Below are 15149 nucleotides of genomic sequence, written 5' to 3' on the forward strand. Positions count from 1 at the left end.
GTCCCCAACACCACATCACTGTTCTGGATCAACGACACCGTCTGCGGCAAACTGTCCAACCCGGCCTTCGACAAATCACTCAACGAATCCAACAACTTCCGAAGATTCTCCCCCTGACCGTTCAACGCCTTGCCCAACTCGGTCACCACCGTGGACAAATCATTCACCGGCACCGAATCAGTCAGATCAACCGCGCTCTTCAGCACATCCTGCAACGGAGTCGGAATCTGCGTATTCGTGATCACCGAATTCTGCTTGAGGTACGGACCCGCGGTGTTGGCCGGCCGCAGATCCACGAACTGCTCACCCACCGCCGACCGATCCGCCACCACCGCCACCGCCGAGGCCGGGATCTTCGGACCACTCGAATTGATCAGCAGATCGACCGCCACACCATCCTGCTGCAACCGCAACGTCCCCACCTGACCCACAGGCACACCCTGATACGTCACCTCGGCGTTCTGGAAAATGCCACCCGAGTCAGGGAAAATCGCCTTCACCGTGTACGTACCCACACCCAGCAACCGATCCACCCGGGCATACGTGATCGCCGTATACACCAACGCAGCAATACCGACGATCGCAAAGATCACCAACTGCCACTTCGCAACCCTGGGTATCACTTCATCTCAACCCGTCGTCGTAGCAATAGTGTGACACGCCGTCCAACTTAGTTTCAGTCGCCGTCGGGGGGGTGTCAAGGTGGTGTCGGTATCGGTCTTGCACCTCGTTGATGCCTTCGCTGGGGAGCCTCACACGATCTGGGTTAAGCCACCTCGTGGGTCGCACGAAGCGGTACGTTCCCCTGTATGAGGTCGAGTACGTGTCGCGGCTGGACAGTCGCCTAAAGATCAACTGTCACCGAAGGGGCCACCGCCCATCTATCGCAGCCGAATTTGTGTTGACCGTCAACGTCCGAATGCCCACCCGACCATCAGCGGGAGTTCACTCCGCCAGAACGCGTCACCGTGCGACCCGATGCGCTCGGTCATGACGACCTGCACCCCGGCGACACGGAGCGCGTCCGCCCAGCGCACGGCGTTCTCGTGGAAGAACGGCTCCAGAGTGCCCGCGACGAGGTAGGTGCGCGGAACCGACTGCGGCATTGTCGAAGGCGGTCGGTAACCCGCGCCTGGTGAGGCACAGAAGACCGCACCGTAGACATCGGGATGCCTGAGCCCGAGGGCGAGCGCCAACTCTCCGCTTGCCGAAACGCCGAACACCGCGGTTCGTTCCACCGTCGGCACCACGCCAAATCGTGACGCCGTCCAGCGGCGCACGTCATCGACGAAGAACTTCTCGTGTCCCGCGAACCGGTCTGGATCGAAGGGTGGCGAGTACTCGTGGAGCCGGAGCGTCTCATCCGCGGACCGGTGGATGCCAACGATCATGGTCGAAGGGACATCAGCGTCTTCGAGGACGCCGCCCCAACGCGAGATCAACTGACCGTCACCGCTGAACACGATCGCCTCTGGTGGGTCCGGCGGGACATACACCGTGACCTGCCGTCCACCGTCGTAGTCGAATGTCTCGGTGACGAAGTCTCCCGAGACTGCATGATGACTGCCCTGGACATCCACCGTCGAAACCCAATCCGAGTGAGACGGTGATGTCAACGGGTGCCGATCACCAACGCCCGTGGCGGGCCGCTGTCGATCTCGTGCGCATCCCCTGACGGACGGGTCGGCCTGCCACCCGGTTGTGGGGTGTTGGTCAGGCCGGTGGTGCGGGCAGGGCAACAGCGACGTCGGCGAAGGGGCCGATCGCATGCTGGACTGGGTGCGCGACGCGCTCAACCGCTGGAGGCTGGGAATGTGTCAGCATACAACCGGCGGGTCCGCCTCTTGATCACTTCATCCGACAGGACCGTACCCATCACGGTGCAACAGCGCTCGGCGTTGTCACCGCAGGATTCGATGGCTCTGATAGCGCCGATCGACCTGACGAGAGTATTTCACGCGGCGTGGCCATTCCCCAGGGTCGCCCGCCTAAAGTCAGCTGCGATCCACGTTGTCGCTCAAGACCGTCACAAACGGTGCGCCACAAGCGGTATTATGAACGCATGGCCGCCCGGGACGCTCTCATGGCCGGTATCGCCAAGCAACTCGGCCATCCTCGTGGTGTGGGTGGCCAGGTCGTCGCGCTCGCCCTCAATCGCGGCAACCGGAGCCTGGTGGGCGCCGCGGTGGCCGAGTTGCACGCCGGCAGAGACGCGATGCTGGCCGACATCGGATTTGGCGGTGGGGGCGGCCTGAAGTTGCTGCTGGACAACGTGGGGCGGGCGGGATGCGTCCACGGGGTGGAAGTCTCCGGGACAATGGTCGCACGCGCTTCCCGCCGGTATCCCCGTGACATTGCGTCCGGGCGGCTGGTGCTACACAACGGATCCATCACCCGACTTCCGTTCGCTGATGGCGCCCTCGACGGTGTCGTGACCGTCAACACCCTCTACTCCGTCTCCGATCTGACACAGGCCTGCCGCGAGTTGAGCAGAGTGGCGGCACCCGCTGCGCACATCGTCGTGGGTGTCGGCGATCCCGACACGATGGCCACACTGCCGTTCACACGTCACGGCTTCCGCCTTCGTCCAATACCAGAGGTGATCGACGCACTGCGAGGTGCCGGGTTGGCCGTGCAGCACCGCCGAGCCAGCGACAAGATGGGGGCACCCCACCTGTTGATCGGCACTCCGAAAGCGACGTAAAGGGCTCAGGCGTGAGAAGTTACGGCCGGCGCCAGGCCGAGCCTGAGCTCACTGAGACAGTGAGGACAGCGATCGCGCCTATCCGCGCAGGGTCGACCGGCCCGGTGCCGAGACCTGCCCCGCGATCTCTGGCATCGGCGAGACCCAAGGTCCTCCGATGCCGGCGGACCAGTCGCGCTGGGATCTGCAGGGTCTTGTCAATCATCGACGAACTTTGTATCGCAGGTGCAGCACTCGCTCGCTACGGATCACCACGTGTGGATCTTCGAGCAGGTGCTGGCTGTCGACGTCGCCAAAAAACCGTCGACCAGAACCGAACACGACGGGGACGATGTCCATCGCGACCTCATCGATAAGACCCGCGGCGAGGATTTGTCCCCCGACGACTCCGGCATTCACTGCGACTACTCGGTCGCCTGCGAGTCTCTGCGCCGTGTCCATCGCGGAGTTGAGGTCGTCGACGAAATAATACGATGCCTCCGGATGCCACCCATCCGGTTTTGGGCGGTGTGAGACCACGACAACGTGCTCCCCTGCGGGCGGGTGGCCCTCCCAACCGTTGGTCAAGTCGAACAATCGTCGTCCCATGACGATGACTCCGAGAGAGGCCCAGGTCGACCCAACGTAACGGGCCGACGCTGCCGGCACCCTGAAATCCGAGTCCTCGGCGGGACCGATGGCGGTGTCGCCGCTGAAATACCACTCGTGAAGCGGACCCACCTGGTCGTCGGGGTCGGCGATGAATCCGTCGACGGAAGCTACATTGTGCATGACCACAGTTCCCATTGCTCGGCCTTCCTGTTGTGCTGGTTGAGACTGCGAGGAGTCAGGAGTGCGTCCACATCACGACGTCTGAGTCGCGTGGCAATTCCGTCCCTCTCACAACCCCTCAAGTCACGTGCGGCGGGTCGACCGGAGCCCGGATCTGCGCGTCCCCGGGCGTGCCGACACGTTCCTGAATAGGTTGCCCGAGACAGAACATTCAGGGCTTGTAAAAATTCACTAGCCGGGCATTGGACCGTTGTCCGGCGGAAACCCGATCTGCGCAGGACAACGGCGACGCAGTGCGAGGTAGGCAGTCGGGGTGTGGCCGGTGAAGTTCTTGAACTCCTTACCGAAGTGGGCCTGATCGAAGTACCCGGCGGAATGAGCCACCTGTGACCAGTCGACGGAGTAACGCGTGTCGACGTCGAGAATCACTCGCGCAAACCGGTAGACCCGCGCCACTCGCTTTGGCGTCAAGCCGATATGGGTCCTGAATTGAACCGTCAGCTGATTCCCGCTGACGCCGGCGGCCTCGGTGAGTGTGCTGACGCGTACCGAACCCCACGAGTCCTCAAGCTGCCCGGCCACGTGGTCGACGAGTTGAAAGCCCGACGACAGCTGCGGCACGAGCCGGGACCGCAGTTCGGTCTCCATTACCTGCAGCAGACTGCCGGCAGTCGGTGCGCCATCGAGCCGGTCGCGCAGACGATCCACAGATCCTGCCCAGATGGCGTCGGCCTGTACCGACCGGTCCTGCAGCTCGACCATCGGCATGCCGACAAACGGCGCCAGACCCCATGGCTTGAAATGCACACCGACCACGCGCACTGGTGCGTGGTGCTCAATGGTGAAACGTCGGCTCCACATTCCCATGAACCAGCCGTCGGTGAGCATTGCGGGCGGCGCTGCGGCGTCGGAGTCATACAGGCCGACCGGCTCACCCAAGTTGATCATGAGGTGCGCCGAGGGCATCGGCGGCACGTTCAGTCGGCGATGTCGTGGCACACCTGTCATGCAGTAGATGTCATCGATGAACCGGTCCAGCGGGGGAGCAGGTGCACGGCTGACATATCTCATGACTTCAACTCCCGGTGTGGTCGACTGCACCGACAGGTGCCGCGACGCCTGTGATGACGTGACCCCGGCGTGTCCGGCGGAACACGTTCGTTCTCGCGGTGGCGCCACTGGTCGACCACACACTCACGAATTCACCATGTTGCTCACGCTTCGCTCCTCGTCGACAACTGTCGGCTATCAGTGGGCAGACCTGCCGTTCCACCAAAACTCATCGACACGGCTCGGTCCCACCCGACGATGACGCCGGTTCGCCGACCCGATCGTCCGGGAGCTTCTGAGAGTGTCGGGCGTGTCTCCGGTAGATACTGGGGGTATGGGCATAGCGGTCGACGCGATCGGTGTTGACTGCCACGACTGGAGGATGGTTTCGACGTTCTGGAGGGAACTACCGAGCCACTGGGGCGACCCTAATGCCACTCAAGTTTGGTGCCCGGATCGTTGACGACCGCCGGGAACCTTCCGGTCTCGGATGGGTTGTGATGGCAGATCCGGAGGGTAACGAGTTCTGTGTGGGGCGAGGTGTCCGAGAACGCTCCTGATCGGCTCCACCCGCGGTATCACCTCTTCTCGGAACCGATGTTTGATCCAGAACCAGTCGTGGGGGTCAGATGGCTATCCGGTCATTGCCCTATGATCCGCGAATCACGCTGACACAGTCCGCAGAGGACGCTGAATCTGTTGACCGGTTCCGGGATTGACAAATGTGAGCCCGGTTGTGGGTAGATCTGTTTACCGAGGTGCCTCAATGACGGACGGTGGTGACGCCGGCGGTGGTGGTGTGGGCAGTGGATGCTGTGCGCTGCAGCATTTTCCGGAATTGGTCCACGGCATAGGTGGGTGGCCGCCGCGTCACCGCGGTGAGGGTGCGCGATCCGGGGCTCTGGTCCACGTCGAGCACGGTGATACCCGCCGTGGTCTGGTAGGCCAAGGTGAGATCGGGAACGAGCGCGGCGCCCAGGCCGGTAGCCACCAGCGCCAACATGGTGCGCGACTCGGTGCAGATGTGGTCGAGTCGCGGCTCGGCGACACCGTGGTCGGTCAGCATCCCGTCGAGTAGTTCCCTCGCCCGTTGCCCCGGAGCCGCGGCCACCCACACCCCGGCCATCAACTGTGCGAGAGTGCGTGTCGACCACGCGCGTGGCACAACGACGCGATACCGGTCGCGGATGAGGTCATGCGAAGCCAGTCCCGCGCGCTGCCCGCGAGACAGGACGCGATCGGCTATCAGAAGATCGAGGGCATCTGCGCGGAGCAGTCGCAGACCCTCCTCGGTCTCGGTCTCGACGATCCGGATGTCCAGGCCGGAGTCGCTGACCGCGGTCTGCGCGATCGCCGGAACTGCGAGCCGCCCCAGCGCGGTGGCGAAACCGCCGATCCGGACCGTGGCCGCCGAGCCGTCGCGAAGTTGTTGCACCTCGCGGCCGGCCTCGGCCAACGCCACGGAGACGGCCTCCGCACGCTCGGCCAGCACATGGCCCGCGGCAGTGAGCCCCACCGCCCGGCCCCCGCCGCGCCGGGTGCGATCCACCAGAGCGAGTCCTGTCTCGGCCTCCAGTCGCGAGAGATGTTGCGACACCGCCGACGGAGTCAGATGTAGTGCGGCGGCCGCGTCTTGCATGCTCCCGGTGCGCCACAGCGCGCGAAGCACCAACAGTCGATGCGCATCAGGTGGCATGAAGTCAGACTAAACCAGAACCCAAGTGTAGGTCACTAGCGTTTAACCAACGACGCCGGTAGCTCTGAGTACATGCATGACGACGCAGCCGACTTGCTCGGCATCCGCACGCAGACGGCTCACGACGACGGTGCGGTTCGGTGACCGACGTGGTGCTACTGGTCGGGGCGGGTGTCGTCGCGGGAGTTCTCGGCTCCGCGGGTGGGATGACGTCACTGGTCTCCTACTGGACGCTTCTGGCGATCGGCCTGCCCGCCATCTCGGCAAGCGTTGCAAATCTGGTCGCCTGCGCCGCCTGCGGTCCCGGCTCCGCTCTGGCCTCGCGGCAGGAATTACGTAGGGCGCGGCTGCCGCTGTCCGCGGGTCTGCCCGCTGTGATGATCAGTGCCGGCGGTGGTGCGCTGCTCCTGCACCACACGTCGGCTGCGGTTTTCGGACGGGTGGCCCCGTGGCTCGTCGCATTCGCGAGTCTCGCGCTGCTGGTCCAACCGTGGTTGACCACGCTGGTCCGACGCCATTCGTTACGTTCCCCCATGGTGGCTTGGCTCGGCGTCGGGGTGGTGTCCGTCTATGGTGGCTACTTCGGTGCCGGCTCGGGCATCATGCTTCTCACCCTGCTGCTGGCGTTCGTCGACGAACGGATGCCGCAGGCCAATGCGTTGAAGAATCTGCTCGCCGGTGCCGCGGCCATCGCCTCGGCCGTGATCATCGTGTCCACCGGACCGGTGCTGTGGCACATCGTGATACCGCTGGCCGTGGGATTGTTCCTCGGTTCCACCCTGGGGCCTCCCGTCACACGTCGGATCCCCGCCGGCGCGATCCGCTGGTGCGGCGTCGCCCTCGGCGCGGCGCTGACCGCCGAGCTGGCGTTGAGCGGCGGGTAGTCCCGATGGTGGTCCGAGGTGCGATGTCAGGTGACTCGTACGGGGGTAGAAGGATCGTGTCAGGATGGTGACCTACGGTGGTGAAGATCCGTTTGCTGGGACCTATTCACCACTACCTCCCAAGCCACGACGGACCACCGCAAGCATGTGACCCGCCCGATCCGGATGCCCCGCGAACGTCGAGGCAATCGCATCGACCAGGGCCAGGAGTTCCTCCACCCTGAACTCGGCCGCAGACTCCGGTGCCGCCGCGTGAAGCGGTCGCGCTGCTTCGATGAGAGGCGCCCACAACTGCGCACCACCGCCTCCGGCCCGTATTGCGGCACCGAGCGCGTCGTCCGCCGCACAATCGCGCACGATTCTCTCGAGCCAACCCCAGTAACCGTTGGGCGAGTGCTCTGTCGCTGCGGCGTCCGCGACAAATCGGTCGACGGTCGCGGCAAACACGGCCGCCAGCAAGCTCTCACGCCCCGGAAAGTGTCGGTGCAACGTGGCCGAGCCGACGCCGGCGTCGCTCGCAATCCGTTCCAGCGACGCATTCGGGCCGTCGATGCGGAATGCGCGCTGCGCCGCACCGATGATCAGGTCGCGACTCCGTCGCGCATCGGCGCGCAAGGGCCGTCCATTCACCTCACTCGCACCGTCCTCGATGATCCTCACCTCCGCACACCGGAACCCTTGCAGTCACGATCGGATCGTGCAAGCCTAAATGGGGGCCCACCCCGTTTAGCTCTGGACCGATGCGAAGGACAACGACATGGAAACGCCGATGCTCGTCCGCCCCAGCCAGCAGAACCGTATCGCGTGGATCGGTGACAGCGAACACGACGTCGTTCTCTCCGGCAGGGAGACCGGAGGGCGGCTGAGCGTCTTCCGGTCAGTGCTGCGCGCGGGTACCTCTGCCCCTGTACACCTACATCCAGCGGAGGACGAGACAATCGTGCTGTTGTCCGGAGAACTCGCGGTATGGGCCGGTGAGGAGTCTTTCCGAGCGCATCCAGGCGACACTGTTTTCCTTCCTCGTGGGACGGCCCACACGTTCGCGGTGGTGCGGGACGCCGAGTTGGTGACCGTGTGCACGCCGGCAGGGATGGAGGAGTTCTTCCGCACAGCGGGATGGAATCTGGCCGACGGACCTGCCCCAAACGGCTGGACTCCGAGCCCGGAGGGCCTGCAGCGCGCGGCAGTGGCAGGCGGTCAGGAGATACTAGGTCCGCCGCTGAGTCCCGGCGAAACGATGCCGGCCTCAGCGCTCGCGGCGGCCTCGGCGCGAATGGCGTCCGGTGTCCGATTCGAGAAAGAGTGAGAGTCGTCTGCTGACGACGGTTTCCAAATACTAAGGCAGGGTTGGCGGTTGCGTGATAGCCACGTCGAGGCTGAGCTGGTCGCACGCGGTTGGGGCGGGCTGGCCTTGTCGTCGCTGACGACGAACGACTGGAGTTCTAGTGGCCACCGACAACGCCGAATGATTCGGCGATCTACCCAAGCCGGCCGACGGAGCAGCGGAGTGCGCCGGTGATCCGGCGGTAGCACGTCGAACACCAGATGGGTGCATTCTGAAGTGATGAATCAGCGGGGACAGCCCTGGAGTGGATCGCCGTCATCTCAGTCTGTCCCGGTCGAGTCAGAATTCCGGGCAGCTGCGCGGGGGGTAACCAGGCGCCGGCCGGGGTGCGGCACCGGACGATTGCCGCCCCAGCCGTTCAAGAACGATGCGTTCATGCCGGAAGACACGTGGGTATTCCACCCCGGCGCGAACACAGTTAGTGGACCCGAGAGCCCACCCGCCGTGTGGGCAGCAGCGATCGCGGCGGTGAGCCGGGATCTGCCGCTTATGCAGACAGGCGCTGATGCCGACGCCTGGAACGCCACGACTGCGCAGTGGACGCTGTCCATTGCCGATGGCAACGTATCGGTCGAGGTGCGCGACTCCGGCGGGGTCGTACGTATCGACACAACACGACTGGGGCGGCTACAAAAAAGCGCCGCAAGTGCAACGGTATGGACTGCGCGGCTGGTCCAACACGGTCTCGCTGACACCTCAGATATCGCGTGGCCAACCCCCGGCGGCACGATACTTCTCATGCCACATGCCGTGTACGGCACTGCAACGTGGATGGTTAATGGAACCAGCATTTCGTTCGCACCCATCGGAGACTTGGGCGTGACGCCACTCGAAGGCTCGCTGGCCTGACGACACCGCTCAATGCACACCGACACGGCAACCACACCAATCAGGGTGTGTGGTGGTGAGCAACCCGCACCAGGGCCGGTACGCGCCAACCACGCCCGTGACGTATTCGGATAAACTGTAATCCGTTGAGCAGCAACTCAACCTGGTGAGCACTCGCATCACTTTGTCTCGAGTTACTGGGATCGTGACGTGTCTTCGTGGATCGGAGTGTTCGTTATGTAGCTGCCTAGCGGTGGGCACGCCCCCATTCAGGGTGCGTCTCTAGGTGATGTGGAGTGAGCCGGGTTCTGTGCGGAGGCCGAGGCTGTGGAGCATTCCGGTGAGGGTGTAAGTGCCTGGGGGAAGGCTTTCGGCGTTGGGGGTCTTGAGGTCGGCGGCGTAGAGGACCGTTGATTCGCCGGGTTCGAGATCGGGCAGGGTGCCTACCGAGCCCCAGGTCATGAAACCGCGTTCTGCGATCGGGGCTCCGTTGGTGTCGAGGATCCAGACGAGAACGGTGGGGGTGTCGTCGGCGACGTTGTGCCAGGCGGTGGTGCCTGTGTTGGTCAGAGTGGGATAGATCAACGGAGCCGTTCCAACTTGCGATGTGGTTTCACCGAGTTGTAGTCGCAGGTCGCGACGCCGATGGCTGCGTGTGGGCACGGCGGGGAAGGTCCAGCCCTCGCCACCGGTACTGATGATCCATCGGCCGTCACCGCCGCGAGTGGAGTAGAGAACGATCCAGGCACCGGGGGTGAGATGGGACGGCGCGGCGATCGTGTCGCGGCGCAGGTCGTTGTTGTCGCGATGTTGGATGAGGCGCCACCCCGTGGCGGGCATTGTGTGCAGGACTTCACTGAGGTGGGCGACGACGGCGTAGTCCCGGTCGGGGGGAAAGAAGTCACGTAACAGGTTTCCGGGTGCTGCGAGGACTTCACCGGGGATGTCGTCGATGGTTGCGAGCTGATAGGCGTCAGCGGAATCGGGACCCGTCACGGCTGCCGCGATGGGTCGTCGGTGACGAAAGTGACGTGCAAGTGGTGTCCAATGGTCGCGGCCGGGGTGCCGGGCTCCACCGAAGTCAAAGCGGTGAACACGCCACGGGGGATGGCTACTTTCACGTCTGTGATGGTGCCGGTGACGAGTCCATGCTCACCGGGTGGACCATTTCTCACCGCGACTGCCGGGTCGGCGATGTCGATGGTGATGCGATCGCCGCAGTGTAATGTTGTGGAACCGAAAAACGTTGCGGCAGCGATGACGTACACGGTACGCCGCCGGATCTGCTGTTGGACGCGGAATGCAGCTACCTGTTTCGCGGTTGGCTCGACCAGTGTCAGGTCGGTCATGGTGACGTCGATGTCGCCCGAGTGACAGGCATCTGCCGTGGTGAGCGGGTCGGAAACCGTCTCGATGGCGGTGGCTGTCACGGCGACGCCGGGTGCGCCGTCGTCGTGCCAGGACAGACGTACAGCGATTGGTTGGGAGAACGGATCGCCGTGAGACGGGTCCCATCGTGCGGCAACGCCGTCGACAACGACGAGTTCGCGACCGCGGTCCCAGGCGGTGACATGATGTGCGATGGAGTGCGTGGCGGCTGGATAAGCGAATAAGAGCCCTGAGACGGGTGCGCCCACGGCGGGTGGGGTGCGGCAGCACGCGTACTCCCATGAGGCCACCTGAACAGTCAGCGGCCGTGGCGCGGGGGTGGTCACATCCATCACCGCCACGATATAGAAGGTGCGCACTCGTGCACCGCCGATCGGTGAATGGGCTCTGCCGGATCAGGTTGAGTGGCCTGGTGAATACGCGTTGTGGTGACAGGATGCTTCCATGGACAACCGGCGGTGGGGGATGACGACGCCACGTCGACTGTGGCAGGTCGTGCATGTGGCCGCGACCCTCGGTGCTCCCTGGGGGTTAGCGATCTATTACGTGGTGTCGCGGCCCCGCACGATTACCGCGGAGACTCGCCTCGTTGCCGATTTCCACACTATGGCCTCGGTCGCGGCGTATCTCTTGTTGCTCAGCACCGTTGTCCTGCGGTGTCGTGGCCGTGGGGTCGCGGTGAGTATTCCGTTCGCGGTCATGTGGGCACTGGCGCTGACGTTGTCCATTCTTCAAGTTCACCAATACAGTGGTCGAGACGTGTGCGGTGACATCGACCTGTGCATGCCCGACTTCGGGCTTTTCCTCACCGCCATGCCATTCGCGGTCATGATCTCCATCGCCGTCGCCGGGTCAGCGATCACCAACCATCTCCTGCGGGGTGACGCCACGTCTCGCGGTGATGAGCAGACCCCTGACGAACCATCGATTTACCGCACCCCATCCGGGCCACAACTGTTCGACAACACCGCATCCGATCCATCTAGCACTGCCCCGACACCGGGGTGGGACACGCATAATCTGCGACAGGACTTCGGTAACGAAATGAGCCCCGGCACACCCCACCAGATTCCACCACTGAGCGACTCGGACGCACAGATGCAGCCAGAGCCCATGCCCAGTCTGTGGTGGGGTGTACTGGCAGGTGTCCCTGTTGGCGTCCTCTGCGGTCTGTTGTGGTGGGTCCTCCCTGAGACCTTCAACATTCCCCGTTTCACAGAAGAGCGACCGTCGCTACCACTGTCCACATGGCTGCTATGGACAGCTATCGCCATCACACCCATCATCATCGTCGCCATCACATCTGCTCTCACCCGCAAGTACTGGCGACAAGCGGTGTCGTCGCTGACGACCGCACTGCCCATCATGTTCTTCCTCATCTCGTTCTAGATGCCCCTTGGCGTCGGCGATCTGAGGCCCACATCAAACCCTTTGTCACAGTGACGGTCTGGCGAACGGGTGTGGCGCAGAGAAAGCAACTCGATACAAGACCAGAGTTCCTCATCACCAGTGCAGTCCACCAACACCCGTATTCGTGTGGTGCATGATCCGATCAGCTACCGACGTTTCTGCAGCTCCGGCCACGCATCAGTCAAAAGACATCCGGCGACCTTGTCGCCGAACGTGCAGATCAGCCCGCTTTATGTCCGATCCAAGAAGAGGTGAGAGTGGAAGAGTGCTCTGACCTGCTCACTCTCATTTCAGTCTGGACAATCGCCGACCTGGGCGTCCAAACAAAGCTGAGAGTGTCGGATCTGTGTCCAGGAATAGGTGAGAGTGTCGGACCGGGGGGAAACAGGGGACGTTCTCTGAGATCGCCGCATTGCGGCGTGCTCACTGGCGTTACATGTGGACAACATCGCGCCTATTTCCGTAAGCGCCACAAGTACCACTTTCCACCAGCGTAAATACCGGAAGCGTCACGCTGCGGGTGGTAAAGTTGCAGGTCACGGCCGGTACAGCCCGGGGCGCAACCGGTGAGGGGGACGCAAACATGCCAAACGCAGGCCACGAACTGGCCCCGAACCACGGGCGGCCGGGTGCCGACTTGGCCGGTCGGCAGGGGAGTGCGTTCGAGCTGTCCGGGCACGCGCAGGACGTGATCACCGCGGCGCTGCAGGACAGCATCGCCCCGTCGACGCGGCGCAACTACGACCGGGAGTGGTCGCAGTTCACCGACTTCTGTGGACAGCGTGGGTACCCGGCGCTGCCCAGTACCGCCGACGTCGTATGTAGCTTCCTGCTCGATCTGGAACACCGTGTCGTCGACACCGACGGTGGCACCGGGGTCAGGCGGAGTACTCGGCCGCGCGCATCAACATCGCGCGGTCGGCGATCGTGCATTTCCACAAGCAACTCGCCGTCCTGGCCGCACCCGGACCTGACGGCATCCTCGAGCCACCGCTGTGGCAACACCCCCGCATTGCTCAGATGATGCGCACTATTCGCATCCGCGACACCAGTACACCCCGCCAGGAATTACCGCTGCTGCTCGAGCACCTGCGAACCATGGTCGCCGCCGCCCGTACGGACGCCACCACCTGGCGTCAACGGTTGCACGAGCGTCGCGACAGTGCACTGCTCATCGTCGGTTGGGTCGCCGCATTACGCCGCTCAGAGATCATCGGCCTGTGTGTGAACGACGTGACCCTCGGCCCGAGCGGGTGGACCGTGCGGATCGGACGGTCCAAGACCGACCGCGAGGGCAAGGGTACGTTCAAGGCGCTCCCGACAGCGAGCAACATCGACTCGTGTGCGCCGTGCGCCTATCTGCGGTGGCGCGAATGCCTCAAGGCCTTCGACAACCAGGGCCGACCCGGACTGATACGACTACTGGCCAAGAACAACACTTTGACCACGCACATGTGCGGCCATGCGCCGGCGGGACGCCCCCCCGAGGGTGACTTGTTCCGGTCGATTTTGCGTGGCTGCGACCTGGGCGGCACCGCACCCCAGGGACAGCTGGTGCACAGGGTGGTCCGCCGGCGACTACACCCGGTGGCGGCCAGCCTGCACTGCGACACCACCAGCTTCGGTGCGCACAGCCTGCGGGCCGGGTTCGTCACCGAAGCACTCCGCCACGGAGCAAGCCCCGAAAAACATCACCCGCCAGACCGGGCAAAAGTCCTACGCCTGGCGTGAATACGTACGCGAGACCGACATCTACACCAGCAACGCCGCCGTCACGATAGGTCTCTGACAGTGGCCAGTGACGCTGTCCCGGCGCGGTACACCTATGAGTGGCGCGCATTCGCCGACTGGTGTGCCGCGTTCGGCCACACGGCGCTGCCCGCCGAACCCCTGACCGTGGCCCACTACCTGATGGATGACAACCACGAGGTCAGTCCTCGCACGCTGCGCAGCCGAGTAGCGCAATCAACAAGGCTCATGTGCTGCAGCACCACCCGGCGCCCGGTACGACGACCGCGTTGCGGCGCCTGCTATCTCAGCGCGATCGGCAAACAAACCGCGCGCTGACAATGCTGGCGACACTGCCGGCCACCGGATGGACGGAAGGCCTCTTCGGTCGACGTGATGCACTGCTCCTGTACCTCCTGTGCATCGTCGGAATACCGTCCGCATCGGTTGCCGAACTCGCGTGCGGTGACCTCGCCTTCACCCCCGAGATGACGATCATCATCGCCGGCGATGTGCAGGCAGAGATCCCCGTTGACCCTGACAACCCATGGGGGGTGCTGCCAATATGGCAGCGGTCGATGGCGGTACGCAACCTCCTCGTCGCCAGCGCGGGACCCACTCGACTCGCCGGACCATTGACCCAAGCACCATGTGTCACCGACCACACCGCAGTCCGACTCATCGCGCCGCCGGTGGCCGCACCCGACGCCGCACTGTTTCCTGCCTTTGACCGCTGGGGCAACCCGCGGGCCCTACGCGCACGGTCGGAGTCGGGACTGAGCGCGAGCGCGATCAGAGACGTGGCGGCGATCGTTCTCACCGGGCGCAGAGTGGCGAGCGACCGCGACGAGTGGGGCCGCGCCCAGGCGCGGACACCGCAGTCAGACGGGCTGACTGAGCTGCACCACGACCACGTAATCGATCTTCCTGACAATCACGACGCAGGCATCCATGCCCGCCGCGCCGCACTGTCGGTCGTCAACGACGCAGACATCGCATACCTCGACATCGACAGACAAGCCGCCAAGCTACTAGAGCGCACCGAACGACTCCTGGCACGCTTCACAGACAGTGCAGTTACCTGAGTAGGTTCGCGACGGTCAGCCACGAGCGGGAGACGACGACGGTCAGGCCGAATATGCCGGTTTGCCAACAACCTTGACGAGTTGGGTGTATGAGAAGTTATATGCAGTGTTTGGCCACCGGCGGTATGCGGATTAGAAGCCGTATGAAAAGCGCTAATCGGTCGTGATTACACCTAGCGTAGGTATGTCAGATGACCAACCTGAGATAGTTGGGGACCGCGCCTCACTTACTCAAATAGCGCAAGCATGCTTCAGTGCG

16 protein-coding genes are annotated in these 15149 nt (G+C 63.8%); 8 read left to right on the forward strand and 8 right to left on the reverse strand.

Going from position 1 to position 15149, the window contains the following annotated elements:
- Both BW971_RS16425 and BW971_RS16430 read right to left on the reverse strand, forming a co-directional pair.
- The coding region (locus BW971_RS16425) for an MlaD family protein (RefSeq protein WP_143690168.1) at positions 1-623 on the reverse strand (623 nt) is incomplete at its 3' end.
- 285 nt (positions 624-908) lie between these two features.
- The gene (locus BW971_RS16430; RefSeq protein ID WP_076481774.1) at positions 909-1580 is read right to left on the reverse strand and encodes an alpha/beta hydrolase; all 672 of its coding nucleotides are present in this window, start codon (positions 1578-1580) and stop codon (positions 909-911) included.
- A gap of 482 nt (positions 1581-2062) precedes the next feature.
- Here BW971_RS16430 and BW971_RS16435 point away from each other — a divergent pair, with 482 nt between their 5' ends.
- Positions 2063-2704 (forward strand): class I SAM-dependent methyltransferase, encoded by a 642-nt coding sequence (locus tag BW971_RS16435; RefSeq protein WP_076481777.1) that lies wholly within the window; start codon positions 2063-2065, stop codon positions 2702-2704.
- A gap of 201 nt (positions 2705-2905) precedes the next feature.
- On the opposite strand, the gene BW971_RS16440 is transcribed toward BW971_RS16435, so the two are convergent.
- Positions 2906-3490, reverse strand: a complete 585-nt coding sequence (locus BW971_RS16440) for a dihydrofolate reductase family protein (protein WP_076481779.1) — start codon at positions 3488-3490, stop codon at positions 2906-2908.
- A 216-nt stretch (positions 3491-3706) separates the two neighbouring features.
- Entirely contained in the window at positions 3707-4546 is an 840-nt protein-coding gene (locus BW971_RS16445; protein WP_076481781.1) for a helix-turn-helix domain-containing protein, read from the reverse strand.
- Positions 4547-4956: 410 nt separating this feature from the next.
- Here BW971_RS16445 and BW971_RS16450 point away from each other — a divergent pair, with 410 nt between their 5' ends.
- A complete protein-coding gene (locus tag BW971_RS16450) occupies positions 4957-5085 on the forward strand; it encodes a VOC family protein (RefSeq protein ID WP_200799462.1) in 129 nt (42 codons plus the stop codon).
- A gap of 203 nt (positions 5086-5288) precedes the next feature.
- Here BW971_RS16450 and BW971_RS16455 read toward each other — a convergent pair whose 3' ends face one another.
- Entirely contained in the window at positions 5289-6221 is a 933-nt protein-coding gene (locus tag BW971_RS16455) for a LysR family transcriptional regulator (RefSeq protein WP_076481783.1), read from the reverse strand.
- A 140-nt stretch (positions 6222-6361) separates the two neighbouring features.
- On the opposite strand from BW971_RS16455, the gene BW971_RS16460 reads away from it, so the two are divergent.
- Positions 6362-7105: a sulfite exporter TauE/SafE family protein gene (locus tag BW971_RS16460; protein WP_076481785.1), complete on the forward strand. Its 744-nt coding sequence runs from the start codon at positions 6362-6364 to the stop codon at positions 7103-7105.
- 102 nt (positions 7106-7207) lie between these two features.
- Here the strand turns inward: BW971_RS16460 and BW971_RS16465 are convergent, their stop codons facing one another.
- Positions 7208-7765, reverse strand: coding sequence for a TetR/AcrR family transcriptional regulator (locus BW971_RS16465; protein WP_076481787.1), 558 nt, complete (start codon positions 7763-7765; stop codon positions 7208-7210).
- A 97-nt stretch (positions 7766-7862) separates the two neighbouring features.
- Between BW971_RS16465 and BW971_RS16470 the strand changes: the two genes are divergently transcribed.
- Both BW971_RS16470 and BW971_RS21290 read left to right on the forward strand, forming a co-directional pair.
- Positions 7863-8411: a cupin domain-containing protein gene (locus BW971_RS16470; RefSeq protein WP_076481789.1), complete on the forward strand. Its 549-nt coding sequence runs from the start codon at positions 7863-7865 to the stop codon at positions 8409-8411.
- A 414-nt stretch (positions 8412-8825) separates the two neighbouring features.
- A complete protein-coding gene (locus BW971_RS21290) occupies positions 8826-9299 on the forward strand; it encodes a hypothetical protein (protein WP_143690423.1) in 474 nt (157 codons plus the stop codon).
- A gap of 261 nt (positions 9300-9560) precedes the next feature.
- Here BW971_RS21290 and BW971_RS16475 read toward each other — a convergent pair whose 3' ends face one another.
- Together BW971_RS16475 and BW971_RS16480 are read right to left on the reverse strand one after the other, a co-directional pair.
- Positions 9561-10274, reverse strand: coding sequence for a hypothetical protein (locus tag BW971_RS16475; RefSeq protein ID WP_076481791.1), 714 nt, complete (start codon positions 10272-10274; stop codon positions 9561-9563).
- The gene (locus tag BW971_RS16480) at positions 10271-11026 is read right to left on the reverse strand and encodes a hypothetical protein (protein ID WP_076481793.1); all 756 of its coding nucleotides are present in this window, start codon (positions 11024-11026) and stop codon (positions 10271-10273) included. The genes BW971_RS16475 and BW971_RS16480 overlap by 4 nt, the downstream gene beginning before the upstream one ends.
- Before the next feature lie 142 nt (positions 11027-11168).
- On the opposite strand from BW971_RS16480, the gene BW971_RS21720 reads away from it, so the two are divergent.
- From BW971_RS21720 to BW971_RS16505, 3 genes are all read left to right on the forward strand, one after another.
- Positions 11169-12056, forward strand: a complete 888-nt coding sequence (locus BW971_RS21720; RefSeq protein ID WP_200799463.1) for a hypothetical protein — start codon at positions 11169-11171, stop codon at positions 12054-12056.
- Positions 12057-13004: 948 nt separating this feature from the next.
- Entirely contained in the window at positions 13005-13808 is an 804-nt protein-coding gene (locus BW971_RS16495) for a site-specific integrase (protein ID WP_143690424.1), read from the forward strand.
- Positions 13809-14056: 248 nt separating this feature from the next.
- Positions 14057-14890 (forward strand): hypothetical protein, encoded by an 834-nt coding sequence (locus BW971_RS16505; RefSeq protein WP_143690425.1) that lies wholly within the window; start codon positions 14057-14059, stop codon positions 14888-14890.
- Positions 14891-15149: the final 259 nt, after the last annotated feature.

Origin of the sequence: Williamsia sterculiae (genome assembly GCF_900156495.1) — a bacterium.
Classification (GTDB): domain Bacteria; phylum Actinomycetota; class Actinomycetes; order Mycobacteriales; family Mycobacteriaceae; genus Williamsia_B; species Williamsia_B sterculiae.

What these genes read in the sequence shown, in the direction of transcription:
- BW971_RS16435 (WP_076481777.1), top strand. Translation starts at nt 2,063, where the DNA reads ATGGCCGCCCGGGACGCTCTCATGGCCGGTATCGCCAAGCAACTCGGC.
- BW971_RS16440 (WP_076481779.1), bottom strand. Translation starts at nt 3,490, where the DNA reads ATGGGAACTGTGGTCATGCACAATGTAGCTTCCGTCGACGGATTCATC.
- BW971_RS16445 (WP_076481781.1), bottom strand. Translation starts at nt 4,546, where the DNA reads ATGAGATATGTCAGCCGTGCACCTGCTCCCCCGCTGGACCGGTTCATC.
- BW971_RS16450 (WP_200799462.1), top strand. Translation starts at nt 4,957, where the DNA reads ATGCCACTCAAGTTTGGTGCCCGGATCGTTGACGACCGCCGGGAACCT.
- BW971_RS16455 (WP_076481783.1), bottom strand. Translation starts at nt 6,221, where the DNA reads ATGCCACCTGATGCGCATCGACTGTTGGTGCTTCGCGCGCTGTGGCGC.
- BW971_RS16470 (WP_076481789.1), top strand. Translation starts at nt 7,863, where the DNA reads ATGGAAACGCCGATGCTCGTCCGCCCCAGCCAGCAGAACCGTATCGCG.
- BW971_RS21290 (WP_143690423.1), top strand. Translation starts at nt 8,826, where the DNA reads ATGCCGGAAGACACGTGGGTATTCCACCCCGGCGCGAACACAGTTAGT.